The organism is Acetivibrio clariflavus DSM 19732 (assembly GCF_000237085.1).
In the GTDB taxonomy this organism is placed as follows: Bacteria; Bacillota; Clostridia; order Acetivibrionales; family Acetivibrionaceae; genus Acetivibrio; species Acetivibrio clariflavus.
Map to the genome: position 1 here is coordinate 3,235,342 of NC_016627.1, position 16,600 is coordinate 3,251,941.

13 protein-coding genes and 1 other annotated feature are annotated in these 16,600 nt (G+C 38.6%); all 13 genes read right to left on the bottom strand.

Annotated elements, in window-relative coordinates:
- Positions 1-31: 31 nt before the first annotated feature.
- The 13 genes from hisS to CLOCL_RS13660 all read right to left on the bottom strand — a co-directional run bounded on the left by hisS (position 32) and on the right by CLOCL_RS13660 (position 16,356).
- Positions 32-1,285, bottom strand: a complete 1,254-nt coding sequence (gene hisS, locus CLOCL_RS13605) for a histidine--tRNA ligase (protein ID WP_014255884.1) — start codon at positions 1,283-1,285, stop codon at positions 32-34.
- Between the two features lie 170 nt (positions 1,286-1,455).
- Positions 1,456-1,689: a binding site (T-box leader), on the bottom strand.
- A gap of 180 nt (positions 1,690-1,869) precedes the next feature.
- A complete protein-coding gene (gene hemZ, locus CLOCL_RS13610; protein WP_014255885.1) occupies positions 1,870-3,366 on the bottom strand; it encodes a coproporphyrinogen dehydrogenase HemZ in 1,497 nt (498 codons plus the stop codon).
- Between the two features lie 18 nt (positions 3,367-3,384).
- Entirely contained in the window at positions 3,385-4,014 is a 630-nt protein-coding gene (locus CLOCL_RS13615) for an MBL fold metallo-hydrolase (RefSeq protein ID WP_014255886.1), read from the bottom strand.
- An 85-nt stretch (positions 4,015-4,099) separates the two neighbouring features.
- Positions 4,100-4,549 (bottom strand): D-aminoacyl-tRNA deacylase, encoded by a 450-nt coding sequence (gene dtd, locus CLOCL_RS13620; RefSeq protein ID WP_014255887.1) that lies wholly within the window; start codon positions 4,547-4,549, stop codon positions 4,100-4,102.
- 71 nt (positions 4,550-4,620) lie between these two features.
- A complete protein-coding gene (locus CLOCL_RS13625; RefSeq protein ID WP_014255888.1) occupies positions 4,621-6,798 on the bottom strand; it encodes a RelA/SpoT family protein in 2,178 nt (725 codons plus the stop codon).
- A 117-nt stretch (positions 6,799-6,915) separates the two neighbouring features.
- Positions 6,916-7,431, bottom strand: coding sequence for an adenine phosphoribosyltransferase (locus CLOCL_RS13630; RefSeq protein WP_014255889.1), 516 nt, complete (start codon positions 7,429-7,431; stop codon positions 6,916-6,918).
- A gap of 110 nt (positions 7,432-7,541) precedes the next feature.
- Positions 7,542-10,016 (bottom strand): single-stranded-DNA-specific exonuclease RecJ, encoded by a 2,475-nt coding sequence (gene recJ, locus CLOCL_RS13635; RefSeq protein WP_014255890.1) that lies wholly within the window; start codon positions 10,014-10,016, stop codon positions 7,542-7,544.
- 157 nt (positions 10,017-10,173) lie between these two features.
- Positions 10,174-11,178, bottom strand: coding sequence for a D-alanyl-D-alanine dipeptidase (gene ddpX, locus CLOCL_RS21175; RefSeq protein ID WP_014255891.1), 1,005 nt, complete (start codon positions 11,176-11,178; stop codon positions 10,174-10,176).
- A gap of 218 nt (positions 11,179-11,396) precedes the next feature.
- The gene (tnpA, locus tag CLOCL_RS13645) at positions 11,397-11,852 is read right to left on the bottom strand and encodes an IS200/IS605 family transposase (RefSeq protein ID WP_014253709.1); all 456 of its coding nucleotides are present in this window, start codon (positions 11,850-11,852) and stop codon (positions 11,397-11,399) included.
- Between the two features lie 178 nt (positions 11,853-12,030).
- Positions 12,031-12,474 (bottom strand): GatB/YqeY domain-containing protein, encoded by a 444-nt coding sequence (locus CLOCL_RS13650; protein WP_014255892.1) that lies wholly within the window; start codon positions 12,472-12,474, stop codon positions 12,031-12,033.
- A gap of 14 nt (positions 12,475-12,488) precedes the next feature.
- Entirely contained in the window at positions 12,489-12,665 is a 177-nt protein-coding gene (gene rpsU, locus CLOCL_RS13655) for a 30S ribosomal protein S21 (RefSeq protein ID WP_014255893.1), read from the bottom strand.
- 100 nt (positions 12,666-12,765) lie between these two features.
- Positions 12,766-12,888 (bottom strand): hypothetical protein, encoded by a 123-nt coding sequence (locus CLOCL_RS23550; protein WP_257194945.1) that lies wholly within the window; start codon positions 12,886-12,888, stop codon positions 12,766-12,768.
- Positions 12,889-13,065: 177 nt separating this feature from the next.
- Complete coding sequence (locus CLOCL_RS13660) at positions 13,066-16,356, bottom strand: DEAD/DEAH box helicase (RefSeq protein ID WP_014255894.1); 3,291 nt, start codon at positions 16,354-16,356, stop codon at positions 13,066-13,068.
- Between the last annotated feature and the right edge of the window lie 244 nt (positions 16,357-16,600).

Here is a 16,600-nt window from a genome sequence, read left to right on the forward strand (position 1 = left end):
CATTCCTCCAATATATAAAATAATGAACAATTTACATCTTCAAACGCTCTATAAGAGTATCCAGACTTATATCCTTAGTCTCTCCCGTGAGCATATTTTTTAAAACGGCCTTGTTGCTCTCGACTTCATTGTCACCGATAACCAGAGAATAAACCGCCCCTAGTTTGTCGGCATATTTCATCTGGGCTTTAACACTTCTGTCCATCAAATCGGTCTCAGCACTAAATCCTTCCTGCCGTATTCTATAGACAAGTTTCTGGGCATATTTCTGCGCTTTTTCACCAATGGTGGCAATATAAACATCAACAGGATCAGGATTCGGTATTTCTATTCCCTGGCCCGCCATAACCATAAGCAGCCTTTCCAAACCTATGGCAAAACCAATTCCCGGTGTATCAGTACCACCGCACTCTTTAATCAGCCCGTCATATCTTCCGCCGCCGCACACAGTTCCCTGCGCTCCTATATTTTTCGACACAAACTCAAACACTGTCTTGGTATAATAGTCGAGGCCTCTGACTATAGTTTTGTCAATGTTATATTTGATACCGAGATTTTCAAGTCCCTCTTTCAAACCTTCAAAATGCTCTTTGCACTCTTCACACAAATTATCGAGAAGTGCCGGTGCGTCCTTTGTATATACCTTGCATTTTTCCTCCTTGCAGTCGATGATCCTTAAAGGATTTCGTTCATACCTGCTTTTGCAGGTACCGCACAAATTGTCCAGATGAGGCTTAAAATACTCCAACAGCTTTTTGTTGTACTCACCCCTGCAATTCGGACACCCTATACTGTTTATATTAAGTTCCACGTCTTTTATGCCCAACTTGTCTAAAAACATGCTCACCATGCTTATAATTTCAACGTCAACCAAAGGCCCCTTCGAACCGAAGCATTCCACACCAAACTGGTGAAATTCCCTGTATCTTCCCTTTTGCACATTTTCTTGCCTGTAAGCGGTAATATTGTAATACAGCTTAACAGGCATTGGCCAGGATGCCATTCCGTTCTCAATATAGCTTCGTACAACCCCTGCCGTACCCTCAGGTCTTAAAGTTAGGCTTCTTCCGCCTTTGTCCTGAAAAGTATACATTTCCTTCTGAACAATGTCGGTAGTATCTCCCACACTTCTCGTAAAGAGTTCGGTATATTCAAAAACCGGAATGCGGATTTCCCTATAACCGAAACTTTTACACAGTTCAGAAATCTTTTTTTCTATGTACTGCCACTTGTATACTTCTGACGGCAGAATGTCCTTAGTTCCCTTTGGTGTTTGTATCAACATAATTACCTCCAAAATATTTCGATATTTTAGCCTCCGTTGGCTTAAGCATCTTTCCTCAGCCTTGAGGAGAAGATGTTTTTTAAATTGTCATATTGCTATAAAAGCCCTTTATTTATTATACACTTTCACAATATAATAATATAATATAAAAACCTCCCGCCTGACAACTTGTCAGGGACGAGAGGTATTATTCCCGTGGTACCACCCTACTGAGCAAGAATGGATTCCTGCCCACTTAAAGTCCTTATAACGCAGGACATACGGATTAATCTAATCGTCCTAGAACTTTCAACTAACCAACTCCAGGGTGTTCGTTCGCTCAACCGTATCCTAAGTGTACTCCCAGTCACGATACACTCTCCCTTAAGGCAGCATTGGCTACTTTTCCCCTTCATCGTTTTTAAAGGTAAGTATAAACTTTACAAACTCCTTAAGTTAGCAATATTATATTGCGAATATAATAATGCCACGGAACGCTCCCGCACCTTAAATATACTCCTTCACGCCTTTGTGAATGAGTTAGTAAATATAATTTTAACGGTATAAAATGTAATTGTCAAGACTATTCTTTCTGAGAAAAGGCGTTACTCCATGTCCTTTTTTCTTTGTATCATCTCATCAATTCTTGACACATATTCCTCAACATTTTTTACATTAAAAATCCTTTCAATCCTGTTTTCTTCAGGATAGACCACTTTGGTTACAGCTCCCGCACCTAATGCAAAAATGGTTTGCCTCTCTTCCATTATCTGCACATTATAGATACTTTCAGTTCCCGGCATTGCATAACCTATGTTTTCGAGATTCCCCAGGATATTCTTCTGGCGGTACAAGTAATAAGGTATTAAGCCCATGCCGGTTATAATATCATAGGCAGCATCCACCATTCTTGCCACCTCTGTACCTTCGGTAAGGCTGTAATTGTTCCGTTCTTCATTAAGTCTCGATGCTCTTTTTATACTCATAGTGTGTACCGTAATATTCTCAGGAGATAATTTTTTAACTTCCTCTAAAGTAAACAGAAAATCGTCCAGCTTTTCTCCGGGCAAGCCTGCGATAATATCCATGTTGATATTGTCAAACTTAAACTTCCTTGCCAGTTTAAAAGCTTCAATAATGTCATCAGAGGTATGACTTCTCCCAATTCTCAAAAGGGTTTCATCCTTCATGGTCTGCGGATTGATACTGATTCTGTTCACCTTGCTTTTAGCAATGGTTTCAAGCTTCTCCACTGTTATGGAATCGGGCCTTCCTGCCTCCAAAGTATACTCCTGGACAAAATCGAAACAGAAATTTTTCTCAATCTCCTCCAAAAGCTTTCCCAAATACTGGACATCAATTGAAGTAGGCGTTCCCCCTCCAATATAAATGCTTTGTATTTTTAAATCCCTGTCCCTCAGCATTTCCCCAACACTTCTTATCTCCCTGGTTAACGCCGCAATGTAGCTTTCCACCATTTTCTCATATTTCTTTATGGGATTGGAAGTAAAAGAACAATACAAACAGCGGGTGGGACAAAAGGGTATGCCAATATACAGACTTACCATATTCGGCCCGGTATTATCCAAAATAGCCTTTTCCGACAGTGCAACATCGTAAACTAAGGAAGCTTTTTTTGACGATAAATAATAATAGTTTTTAAGCTGTTCCATAATCTGCTCTTTGCCGAAATTTTTATCCAGCATCTCATGCACTATCTTGGCAGGCCTTATTCCGGTAAGCATTCCCCAGGGCATTTCTTCTTTGGTATATTGAACCAAAGCTTTATAAAGCTGCCGTTTTATCTCCCATTTTAAAACCTTTTCGGCTTCACGGCTTTCCTTAGACTCTTTCACAATTTCGGTTACATCAAGGGAAAAACTGCTTACCTCTCCTTTAGAATCCCTAATGCTTGTACTGAGCTCAAAAACAATTTTGCCGTCAATTTCTCTTCTTTCAATGGCATTCTTAATAAAAATTCCATCCCGGAAGTTTATGTCATCCTCCTGAACCGGCAAAATAGTTTCATCTCTGAAAAACAGCTTTAATATATCGTCAATTCCATATTGATAATCATGTCCTTCTATTTTTAAATAAATCACTTACCTGTCTCCATCCCATTATTTTTTCAGCAAATATTTCACATAGGGATTGCTAAACCTTTCAAAGCCAATAGTCGTGGAATCGCCATGCCCCGGATATACTAAGGTATTGTCATCAAGCTTCAAAACCTTTTCTCTGAATGAGTTATCCAAATCCTCCTGATTTCCTCCAAGAAGGTCAGTACGACCACAGCTTAACCGGAACAAAGTATCACCACTGAACAGTTTATTTTCAATCTTAAGACATATACTTCCCATAGTGTGCCCCGGTGTATGAATTACTTCAAACTTAAAGTTTGCCACTGTAATTGTGTCTTTGTCTTCCACCGTTTCGTCGGCTAATTCAAAGGACACCGGATCTCCGAAAAACTCGGTTCCGTTCCACTCAGGTTTTGGCAGCATTTCATTGTCATCCTTATGTATCAATATCTTTGCACCGGTTTCCTCTTTGAGCTTAGAAGCATAATAAACATGGTCAAAATGTCCATGGGTAAGAATTATATATTTAATGCTGATATTATTCTCATTAATAAACTTTATAATGGGTTCATAGGGAACTCCTGCGTCTATAACGATACCTTCGCCGCCTTCCCAAACAACATAACAGTTCGAGTCAAAAATTCCTTTGTCAAAGCACTTTACATCCATTTCCACTCTCTCCTTAAAGCTGAAAATTTAAAATTACCCTTATATTTTTAAATATCAATCCGTTAATTTATACTGATTAAAAAATTTAAAACTCTTTTTTGCTGTCAATTAACAGCGTGACAGGACCGTCATTTTGTATTTCCACCATCATCATTGCCTGGAATTTTCCCGTCTGCACCTTTATATCATACTTTTTCAAATAATCCAAAAATTTATTGTATATGGCCTCGGCAGCTTCGGGCCTTGCTGCCTTGTCAAAGCTTGGCCTTTTTCCCTTTCTGCAGTCGCCGTATAATGTAAACTGCGATACTACCAAAAGTTCTCCTTTTACATCCAACAGGGATAAATTCATTTTATTGTTACTGTCCTCAAAAATCCTTAAATTTACTATCTTATCGGCCACATATTCAATATCCTTGTCGGTGTCATCCTGGCCTATTCCCAACAACACATTTAAACCTTTTTGAATTTCTCCTACCACATTTCCGTCAACAGTCACCTTAGAACCGGTAACCCGCTGAACAACTGCACGCATCTTACAATACCTCTCCTTATGCTGTTCTATTAAAAAAAGTTTGTTTAACAAACTTTTTTAAACATATCCCGTTATTGCTTGTTTCTTGTAACTTCAAATACTCCTTCCACTCTCCTGATTTTTTTGATAATCTTCTCAAGCTGCTCGGTATTTGTTATCTCTATTGTAAGGTTCATCACTGCCACCTGGTCTTTTGTAGTTCTTGCGTTTATAGCTTTAAGAGGAATTTTTGCCTCACCTATAACATTTGTTATATCCATAAGCAAAGCAGTTCTGTCGTTGGCAAGCACCGTTATCTCTGCGTGGTAAGCTACATTATTTGCAGTATACCATTCAACCTCTATAAGTCTTGTATCTCCGTCTATAGTATTTGTTACATTGGGACAATCCTTCCTGTGAACCGAAACTCCTCTTCCACGGGTTATATAACCGATTATTTCGTCACCGGGAACAGGATTACAGCATCTTGATATTCTCACAAGACAGTTTTCAATCCCTTTAACAATAACTCCATTTTCAGGAATAGTCCTTCTTTTATGTTTAAGTTTTTGCTGAGAAGCATCTTCGGTTACCTGTTGTGCAAGTTCCTCGGCTTTCAGAGTTTTCCTGTACTCTTCCTTAAGCCTGGATATAATTTTATTTGGAGTCATTGCACCGAAACCAATCGCTGCATATAGATCATCCATGGAGCTGAAAGTATATTTCTTAAGCAGAATATCAACCCATTCTGGTTTAAATAACTGAGCAAAGGTAAGAGATTGCTTTTTGAGTTCCTTTTCAAGCATTTCCTTACCTCTGATTATGTTTTCCTCTCTCTTTTCCTTCTTAAACCATTGATTAATCTTATTTCTGGCCTGGGATGTCTTTACTATCTTCAGCCAGTCACGGCTTGGTCCGTGAACATTTGAAGAAGTCAGAATCTCAACTATATCTCCGTTTTTCAGTTCATACTCAATGGGAACAATTTTACCGTTTACCTTTGCCCCAACCATCTTGTTACCGATGGCACTGTGTATCAGATAGGCAAAATCTATGGGCGTGGAACCGGCAGCAAGACTGACTACATCCCCTTTGGGAGTGAAAACGAAAACTTCGTCGGTGAACAAGTCAATCTTCAATGTTTCCATAAATTCATTGGGGTCACGGGTATCGGTCTGCCAATCCAAAAGCTGCCTTAACCATGCCAATTTGTTCTCATATCCGCCGCCGCTTTTACCTTCTTTATATTTCCAATGGGCTGCGATTCCCACTTCTGCTACTCTGTGCATTTCCCAGGTCCTGATCTGAATTTCAAAGGGAACACCGTCAGGCCCTATAACCGTAGTGTGCAGTGACTGATACATATTGGGCTTGGGCATGGCAATGTAATCCTTGAACCTTCCCGGCATAGGCTTAAATATCTCATGTACAAGCCCTAATACAGCATAACAGTCCTTTACGGTATCCACTATAACTCTGAAGGCAAACAAATCGTATATCTGGTCCAAAGTCTTGTTCTGCTGCTGCATTTTTCTGTAAATGCTGTAGAAATGCTTTGGCCTTCCGTCCAAACGCACCTGTATACCCAACTCCGAAATTTTTTCCTTGAGCGTTGCAAGGATTTTTTCAATATACGCTTCTCTTTCCCTTCTCTTATTTGCGATTTTATCTACAAGGTCATAATACCCTTTAGGATCCAGATACCTGAGACTCAAATCCTCCAGTTCCCATTTTATTTTCGATATTCCAAGCCGGTGTGCAATGGGAGCATATATCTCCAAAGTCTCCTTTGCTTTTTCAATCTGCTTTTCCGGAGACATATATTTAAGGGTTCTCATATTATGAAGCCTGTCAGCCAGCTTAATGAGAATTACCCTGATATCCTTGGACATGGCAAGGAACATTTTTCTTAAGTTCTCCGCCTGCTGTTCCTCTTTTGTGGTATAGGGAATCTTACCAAGCTTGGTTACACCGTCTACAAGCAATGCCACTTCTTCTCCGAACTTCTCTTTGAGCTGTTCGTAAGTATAAGTAGTATCCTCAATTGTGTCATGTAAAATACCAGCAACAATAGCAGTACAGTCAAGTTCCAGTTCAGCCAGAATATTTGCAACCTCCATGGGATGCATGATAAAAGGCTCCCCTGAAACTCGCTGCTGACCGTTGTGAGCTTCCTTTGACACCTGATAAGCTTTTTCCAGCAATTCAAAATCGCAATTGCTGTTGTATTTACTTATTTTTTTTATAAGACGGCTGTAACCATCATCCATTAACAATTCCCCCAAAACCAAAACATTCGGAATATCAAAAACAAATCTTCAGCCTTCATTAGCTTAAGACTTCATTTCCAAAAATAATTTTCTCATTAACAACAAGTCAATTTATAATTAGTATTGCACAATAGACTTAACTTCGTATCCTTTTAATTTTTCTCTGCCGTTTAGGAAGGAAAGCTCAATAAAATACACAATCCCCACTACTTCTCCACCAAGCTGCTCTACCAGCTTGATATTGGATTGTGTAGTGCCCCCTGTGGCAAGAAGGTCATCCACTATGACCACTTTATCTCCCTTTTTTATAGCATCAATATGCATTTCCAATGTATCTGTGCCATATTCCAGTTCATATTCCACACCTATGGTTTTATACGGAAGCTTTCCTTTCTTCCTTATCGGTGCAAAACCTTTTCCCAAGGTATAGGCTATTGGCGTTCCAAATATAAAGCCTCTTGATTCAGGTCCGACGATCATATCAAAATCTCCAAAGCTTTTTACTTCTTGCGTCATCTGATCTATGCACTGCTTTAATGCCTCGGCATCCTGCAGCACAGTGGTAATGTCAATAAAATTTATACCTTCTTTCGGAAAATCAGGCACCTCTCTAAGCTTTGATTTTAAATCCATAATTTCTCCTCCTGTTTTTATTGTCAGGGGTTTTTAGGGATTTTAAACCATTCATATACCCTTTCCCCTTAACTTCTTTTGTCTAAAGCACTTTTATCCCATAAATTATTTTAAACGGCCTGAATCCGTTCCTTAAAAGCTTTAAAACTTTGAAAAATAGCCGAACTTTCAAGATCAGCTTTTTTCCCATTCGTATCAATTATTGATACTTCCATACCGTATTTGCCGCGTTCCGATTTTTTTAATAAATTTAATTCTTCAAAGGTGTCAAGAATCCTTTTTACTTTAAAGTAGTTAATATTTCTGCCGCAACTTTGCGAAACAGAACGGGCAAATTTGAACAAATCATCAATAATACCGCTGCCATTAAAATTATTCCTTAAATACCGGTAAACTATAGCCATATCTTGTCTTTCCACAATTATATCACTTTCATCAACCTTAAAACAGATTTTATCCAAAATAAATAATTTGCTTAAGTCAATCCTCTTAATTATATTATAAAGATAACATTTTGAAATCCACTCACCGAATATACCCACCCTGTTAAAAGGTATGGCATCGAACTTTTCGGGCTTTGGATTTACCAAAATACATACATCCCCGTCATCAACACTGTCCGATGTATTGTAAGCTGTACAATACCGGACTTTTATGCCGTCCAAAGCAGAGGTAAGGGATTTCAGACTGTTTATTGAATTTACAAGGATTACTGTTCTTCTGCCTTCATAAAAATCCCGTCTAAAACCTTGCAAATTCTCTACTTTTGTAATATTCTCAAGGAACTCATCTGCACTGTTCTCATCATAAAGGCAGGTAAAGTCAACAGCCTTGTCCAAACTATAGTAAAACCTGTTTTGAACAAGTATATCCTCACTGACCTTTAAATCCCTTATATTAAGCTGTACGTTTTCGGTATTGTTCCATGAATTAATCTCCAAAGAACATGCCGTATCGATAACATCGGTTTTACTGTAAATTTCAGCAAGATAACCTCTGTTAAAACCTATAGCATCAATAAAGCTATCACTATCCTTAAGCTTCAGCTTTACATGCCTGTCACTGCCAACTGTCCTTATATCTTCAATCACAAGGTTTTTGTAAGCAAAGACCGGACTTGGATTACCCACGCCAAAGGGTGAAAGCAAATCCAGTTCTCTTACACTGTCCAACGAAATATCTTCCTTTTTTACCTCAACATCAATCTTGATTTTCGGAATCAAATCCGAATCCTTCAATAGCTTATCGGCATATTCATTTATCGATTTTTTCAGTTCTTCAATATTCTCTTCTTTAATTGTAAGTCCTGCTGCCAGCTCATGGCCTCCAAATTTCTCAAGCAGACCTGCACAGTGGGTCAGTGCTTCAAACAGGTTAAAACCCTCTATACTTCTGCCCGAGCCTTTGCCCAGTCCATCCTCCACCGCTATCAAAAGGCAGGGACGGTGAAAACTTTCAACCACTCTTGAGGCCACAATACCTATAATACCGTGATGCCATCCTTCGCCCCAGACAACTATAACTTTTTCCTTCTTTAAATCAACACTGCTTTCTATCCTGCTCAATACATCAGAAAGTATCTCCTGTTCAGTTTCCTGGCGGTAAATATTCTGTTCATTCAATTCCTTTGAAATAGCAGCGGCCTCATTCTCATCGTCGGTAGTCAATAGCTTTACCGCTCTTGTTGCATCTCCCATCCTTCCTGCAGCATTTAGTCTTGGCGCCAGAACAAAGCCAACGGTATAGGACGAAATCTCCTTGTCCTTGACTCCCGAAACCTCCATAAGAGCTTTAAGCCCTTTATTTAGAGTATTTTCAATCTTTTTAAGGCCGTACTTTACAATAATCCTGTTCTCGCTTACAAGCGGAACAACATCCGCAACCGTTCCCAAAGCCACAAGATCCATATAATCCGGCGATGGGTCTTTAAGTTCCATTTTAATTGCCAGGGCTTGTACCAGTTTAAAGGCCACACCCACTCCGGCCAGTTCCTTAAAAGGATACTCACAATCATGCCTGCAGGGATTTACTACAGCATAGGCTTTAGGCAGCTCTTCCTTGCACTCATGATGGTCGGTAATAATTATATCCGTATTATTGTCAATTATATATTCAACCTCTTCAAAGGCTGTTACGCCGCAATCAACGGTAATTATCAAAGAAGCTCCGTCATCAATAACCTTCCGGACAGCCCCCATTGACAAGCCATATCCCTCTTCCAGCCTGTCAGGTATATAATATCCCACATCGGCCCCGCATTTTACGAGAAAGTTGTACAAAACAGACGTACTGGTTATGCCGTCAACGTCATAATCCCCGAAAATTATTATCCTTTCCCTGTCTTTAACAGCACTTACTATTCTGTCAACAGCCTTCTCCATATCCCTAAGCAGAAAAGGATGGTACAAATCATCCATTGACGGATTTAAAAACATCTTAATGTACTCTTCCTCTTCAATACCCCTGCTTATAAAAACTTTTGCAAGAAGCGGGGATATTTTGCATTGCTGCGATATCCTATGAACTTTTTCCTGTTCGCTTCCTTCGTATATTTTGCTTACAATCCATTGTTTGCTTTGGTTCATTCAATCACCTGTATTCCGGCATTAATAAATATTGTTTGAAGCTTTATCGTCTGCAGCCCTTAAAAATAGGAAAAACTTCATCGTTTTAAGGCCGATAGTGCTATTATAATTCATTTGTACCCATGCTAACAAGTACTTTAAGCCAATATGGACAATTTCAATTTTGGTTTTCCTGTAAAAATTCCTCAAAAGAGACATCCAACAAGGGATAGTTTAAGGCATCGGTATCGTCAAAATGCCACCACTCTGTACTGATTCGCTTAAAACCATGCTTTACCATTATTTCTCCCAGCAGTTCACGGTTTCTTATCAACTGCTCGTCACACTGGTTATATTTAATATGCGCCCGTTCCGAAAACTCATCGTATCCGGATGGCATCGGAAGTTCCTTACCGTTTTCATCTACCAGAGTAATATCCACAGCCGCACCCCTATTGTGTTTTGACCCCTTTTTGGGATTTGCCAGATAGGACTTGTCCTCGGCTGCGTCCCATAAAATCTGTTGGACGGAATAGGGCCTGTAGGCATCAAAAACTTTTATCCTGTAGCCTAAGGTCTTGAATTCATTATTGGCTGCAATGAGCTTTTGAGCTGTATTCTTGTGTATAAGACAAAGGGGCATTGAATAAATCTTCTTCTTTGCAAAATTATCCTCGGTGGCATATTTTATATCAATAACAAAGGAGTCATCCAATTTAATAAGCTCAACCAGGTCATGCTTTTGAACCTTTGCGCCACCCTTATTCTCCTCTTTAATTGTACTTTTGCTGCCTTCTTCCTTCTGCCCTGCCTTATCACCTTTTACCTTTTCACTGTCAACATCTGCACCAATTGCATTTTTATTTTCCGAATCTGTATCCTTTTCCTCTTTACCAATAGTTACATCATTATCTGCTTTATCATCTGTCTCATTTTCTACTTCATTGCTTATATATGTGCTGCTAAAACTTTGTAGAGTTTCTTCAGCTTCTTTACCGTCTGAATCGTCATTATATACCGGCTGCAGAACAGTATCGGTATCATCAGACTTTTGGACTTTGACTTCATCAACTGCCTCCGAATTTCCGGCCAAAACGTCCCCATCAGTACCTCTATGCGAGGAACAGCCCACCAAACTTATAAAAAATACAGCCGAAAGAATAAAACTCACAATTCTTTTCATATTCTTACTTTTCTCCCAAAGCAAATTCATTGCAGTAAAATACTGCCCTATCCCTTGGTTCAAAAGATATAATCATGACCACCCGTAAAACGGGTGGTTTGCTCAGCCCTATAAGGGCGTGTTACCGGCCAGCGCCTAAAGACGCTGGCTTTCACTTCGTTCAAGCCACTTTGCCTTTGTCACTTTTGCAGTCCCTAAAGGGACGAACTTATTACCAACTACCCCTTAAAGGGGTCTTCATACTCTTTCACACTTAACTTATCTATCATTATGTCATGTTTATATTGCTCTTGTATGTATTTCTTAATTGTTGCTTCATTTAGTCCTACTGTACTTACATAGTATCCTTCCGCCCAAAAGTGTCTGTTCCCAAACTTATATTTTAAGTTTGCATGTCTATCAAATATCATAAGTGCACTTTTCCCTTTCAAGTATCCCATAAAGCTTGATACACTCATTTTGGGTGGTATGCTTACTAACATATGTATATGGTCTGGCATCAAATGTCCTTCTATTATCTCGACTCCTTTATATTTGCATAGTTGTTTTATTATTTCCCTTATACTTTGTTTGTATTGATTATAAATTATTTTTCGTCTATACTTAGGTGTAAATACTATATGATATTTACACATCCATTTAGTTCGTGCTAAACTGTGTTCTTTGTTTGCCATTAAAATCACCTTTCCTTTTGTTATTATAGTAGCTTGAACAACTCTATTATAACGGAAAGGTGATTTTTTTGTATAACTCCTGTCTCGCACCCGCATAGCGGGTGGTTTTTTGATTCACACGCTTTGCGTGTGAATCAGGCTAAAGCCAATAATAAAAAGCTCGACTTGAATCGAGCTTTTATCCTAAATACTTCTTTACAATTTGATTTACCATTTTTCCGTCTGCTCGCCCTTTTACTTTAGGTAAAACTGACTGCATGACTTTTCCGATATCTTTAGCTGAACTTGCTCCAGTTTCCTGGATAACATCCTTTACAATAGCTTCCAGTTCTTCCTCTGTCAGCTGCTGTGGTAAATACTGCAAAAGTACGTCAATTTCAGCTTTCAAACTATCTATAAGATCTTGCCTACCTGATTTTTCATATTCAGGCAAGGTATCTCTTCTCTTCTTAACCTCTTTTGCCAAAATCTCAATTATACCATCGTCATCAAGAGTAACCTTATTATCCTTTTCAACCTGAAGCACTGCAGCTCTAGCCATTTGGATGGTGTTCTTGCGAATTATATCCTTATCCCTCATGGCTGCTTTCATATCCTCAAGCAATCTGTCTTTAAGAGACATAATTCCATCCTCCACTATTTATACTTTCTCTTCCTTGCTGCTTCAGATTTCTTTTTTCTTTTTACACTGGGTTTCTCATAATGCTCTCTTTTTCTTACTTCTGCCAATACGCCTGCTTTAGCGCACTGTCTCTTGAATCTCTTAAGAGCACTATCGAGAGACTCATTTTCCTTAACTCGAACTTCAGACACGTATTTCCCTCCCTCCGATGGTAACAATTGTGCTAAGACTAAACTACTTCGATTAGTGTGGATTAATTTGGGAATTAAACAAAATATAGCACACATTATATTATATAATATTTTGCAAATCGGTGTCAACTATTATTTTCTCGGCAATTGCAGCAAATTCAACCTCCAACTTGCCATATACTGCCAACAAAGTCAACACTTCGAATACTGAAAATGACTGCAAATTTTTCTGCCAATATTGTCTTAAACACAACTTTTATTATTCTGTCATTATGATAACGGTAGATATTATATCAGATAATTTTTTAACAAGCAATGATTAATTATAGAATTTAATAAAATTTAATACTTCATTTACAATTTTATTGCCGGATAACAATCACTTTTATGTCAAACTATTCTAAATTTGAAACAAATCCCGTATTTCCTCTTCACTAAGCCTTGTCAGGAATGTTTCACCCGGCTGAATTACGTCATTTATAAGCCCTCGCTTCTTCTCCTGCATCTCAAATATCTTTTCTTCAATAGTACCCCTGGTAATAATTTTAAATACCTGCACATTCTTTGTCTGGCCAATTCTGTATGCGCGGTCGGTAGCCTGGTCTTCAACTGCGGGATTCCACCACGGATCGTAGTGAACCACCACATCGGCCCCGGTCAGATTCAAACCTGTGCCCCCTGCCTTTAAGGAAATAAGGAACATGTCCCTTTCACCGCCGTTAAACCTTTTTACCATATCCATGCGGTCCTGGGCTTTGGTCGAACCATCCAGATAAAAGTAACTCTTTCCCGATTCTTTGAAAGCCTTTCCGATAATTTCAAGCATGCTGGTAAACTGCGAAAACAGAAGCAGCCTGTGTCCCGAGTCAACGGAAGTTTCCACTATCTCAAGCAAGGCTTCCATTTTTCCGCTCCCGCCTTTGTAATCCTCAATAAACATTGCCGGATGACAGCATATCTGTCTCAATCGCATCATTAGAGCCAAAATTTTTATTTTGCTTTTTTCAATGCCTCTTGCTTTGATTTCAGCTGCCACTTCTCTCTGAGCCTGTTTCAAATATGCTGCATACAGTTTCTTCTGCTCTGAAGTCATATCAGCTATTACTTTACTCTCAACTTTTTCGGGCAGTTCCTTTAAAACGTCATTCTTAAGCCTTCTCAATACAAAAGGTTTTATAAACTTTGACAGCGTATTTAATTTTTCCTTGTCATTATTTTGCACAATGGGTCTCTCAAACTTCTGAACAAAGCTGTTATGGCTCATCAGATATCCGGGCATTATAAAATCAAATATTGACCACAGCTCCGTCAAGGAATTTTCAATAGGTGTCCCGGTCAAAGCAAAGTATCCCCTGGCTTTAAGACTTTTGACACTGTTTGCATTCAAGGTATTGGGATTCTTAATATGCTGAGCCTCATCCACGAATACATAGGAAAAATTCATTTTCCTGTAAGTCTCAATATCTCTCTTTAAGGAGCCATAGGAAGTAACTATTATATCCGATCCGTCACACGATTTTAGGAGTCTGTCCCTTTCTGCTTTGGTACCGTGGATAACTTCCACCTTTAAATCGGGAACAAACTTTTCAGCTTCCCACTTCCAGTTATAAACCAAAGACGTGGGCGCAACAACAAGGCATGGCCGCCTGTCCTTCTTACGTTCTTCCTTTACAAAAGCCAACACCTGAAGAGTTTTTCCAAGGCCCATGTCATCGGCAAGTATCCCGCCAAAACCATAGCTGGACAAAGTTTTCAGCCACTTGTATCCGATTTTCTGATAGTCTCTCAAAATTTTGGCCAGCCCTTCATCTATGGGAAATTCCATATCTTTAGGATTGGTTATATCGTGAACAAGCCGCTTAAACCCCTCATTTTTAGTGACATTGGCCATTTTTCTTTCATTGACATAATTATCTATAAAAAGTGCCCTGTTTGCAGGAAGAGGCAAAACTCCACCCTCAAACTGCTTCAAATCAAGGCTTAAGTCGTCAATAAGCTTTGCCACATTAATAAGTTCTTGGCTGTCGATTCTTAAAATGGTACCGTCCTTCAAACGATAGTATTTTTTCTTTTCCCTTACCGAATGAAAAAGTTTATAGAGTTCGGCATCGTCAAACTCATCTATATCAAAATCCACTTCAAGCAATTCTGATTCGGTATTCAGTCTTACACCCACCTGCACTTTTTTAAGGGGACGAATCTGTATTTTCTTAAAATCTTCCGAATAGTAAACCTCAGCAAGCTCTTTTAGCTGCTCAATTTTATTTTCAAACAGTTCTGCAATCTCTTCCTCATCGTAAAGTACCATCCTTCCGTCATTTTCATACATACCTGCAGACTTAAGTAAATCCAAAATCCTTTCTTCCTTTTCAAAATCACGCATATAATAAGTATCTTCCCGATTTGACCCTCTGATTAACGGATTTATAACCATATCTTCGTACCAGTATTCAATTTTTGCGGAAATGCCGTTTTCTATTGCATCAAAATAAACCTTTGCTACCAAATCCTTTTGAGCCATTTTCTTTTTCAGGCTCTCATCCATCTGTACATTCAGCTTTTCTCCGTAAGGCTTTAAAAAATTTCTAACAAACTGTTGCTGCTCCGCCTTTGTAATTTTAAATACCGGCGTCTTTTTCTCCAGACGTATTCTATGAATATTTTTCAGAAGCCTTGCTTTATCTTCCGAAATTCTGTATATATTCCTTTTGTAAGGATCCAAAACCAGTTCAAAATCCCGGGTCAGAGGCATGATTTTTATATCTTTGCTGTAATCCGCCTCCAATACTAAAAAATCATCCACTTCCTTAATTTTTATATCCATTTCCAAATCGTCATGTATTTTGCATGGGCTGTCAATCCTTTGAAAAATATAAACAGGAATACCGCTGTCCTTTACTATGTCCAAATAATTTTTCATTTTTTCTTCGACAAGGACCACTCTGCCCGGTCTTACACTTCCAAACTCCCTGCTGTTATAATGACTGTAAGGATTGTGAAACTCTCTCTCATATTTTTCTTTAAAGTACAGTTTTTCTATGAATTCAAATACTTCTTTGTCCACCCCGGAAAAAAACATGGTATCGGGCTCAAAAGTAAAGTTCTTTCCATAATACAAAGGCTTGTTTGAATTCTTTGCTTCAATCAGTGCAATAAAATCCTTCACCTTATACGGCTTTTCAATCCCTATTTTACAATGAATCTCCAAATATGACGGCGTATAGGTTGTTCCCGGCACAATATTCTGTTCAATCCATAAATTCACTTTCTGACTCTTTTTGTTTAAATTTATGCCCAACTGGGAAATGGGCAGATAGAAATCATTATCGTCAGTCAATACATTCTTTTGGTATTTTGTGTCCTGTAGAAAGCCATCATAAAAAAAAGGCATTTTCCTGCGCTCTTCCTCAAAGTATTGATTGGCATACAGCAGAACGGCAACAATATGCTTGCATGCGCCAAAACACGATTTAAATGCCTCACATTCGCATCGATAGCTTTTTATATTGTCATTTCCGCGCATCTCAATTTCAACTTCATAGGGATAAGTACCATGTACTGTAGCTGTAATAATGCCGGTATCCTCAGAATATTCAAACTCATCCACCCGGTCTACAATCTTCATACCGTGGATATATACGCCAATGTCATCTATTAACCTTTGTATGTATTTATATGAAAATGTTTGCATTTCTTCGCCCGTCCTTTACTCTTTTAACAATACTAATGTTAACATGTCCTATAAGTAAAATGTACCCCCAATTTATTAATAAATTACTTTATTTTTTTATTTTTTGGTGCTAAAATATTCCTTGTAGGTACAATTTTATAATTTCAGTCGCACCATTTCAAAAGGCATCTAATTCAATGCTTCTAAGTCACTTCTTGTTATGTGCTTTTGAAATGGTAAAAACATAATCTTTTTGACAGCATTT

Coding starts and splice junctions, on each gene's coding strand:
- CLOCL_RS13615 (WP_014255886.1), bottom strand. CDS start 4,014: ATGGATGTAAAGTGCTTTGACAAAGGAATTTTTGACTCGAACTGTTAT.
- CLOCL_RS13660 (WP_014255894.1), bottom strand. CDS start 16,356: ATGCAAACATTTTCATATAAATACATACAAAGGTTAATAGATGACATT.
- dtd (WP_014255887.1), bottom strand. CDS start 4,549: ATGCGTGCAGTTGTTCAGCGGGTTACCGGTTCTAAGGTGACTGTTGAC.
- CLOCL_RS13625 (WP_014255888.1), bottom strand. CDS start 6,798: ATGGATGATGGTTACAGCCGTCTTATAAAAAAAATAAGTAAATACAAC.
- ddpX (WP_014255891.1), bottom strand. CDS start 11,178: ATGAAAAGAATTGTGAGTTTTATTCTTTCGGCTGTATTTTTTATAAGT.
- recJ (WP_014255890.1), bottom strand. CDS start 10,016: ATGAACCAAAGCAAACAATGGATTGTAAGCAAAATATACGAAGGAAGC.
- tnpA (WP_014253709.1), bottom strand. CDS start 11,852: ATGGCAAACAAAGAACACAGTTTAGCACGAACTAAATGGATGTGTAAA.
- hisS (WP_014255884.1), bottom strand. CDS start 1,285: ATGTTGATACAAACACCAAAGGGAACTAAGGACATTCTGCCGTCAGAA.
- CLOCL_RS13650 (WP_014255892.1), bottom strand. CDS start 12,474: ATGTCTCTTAAAGACAGATTGCTTGAGGATATGAAAGCAGCCATGAGG.
- CLOCL_RS13630 (WP_014255889.1), bottom strand. CDS start 7,431: ATGGATTTAAAATCAAAGCTTAGAGAGGTGCCTGATTTTCCGAAAGAA.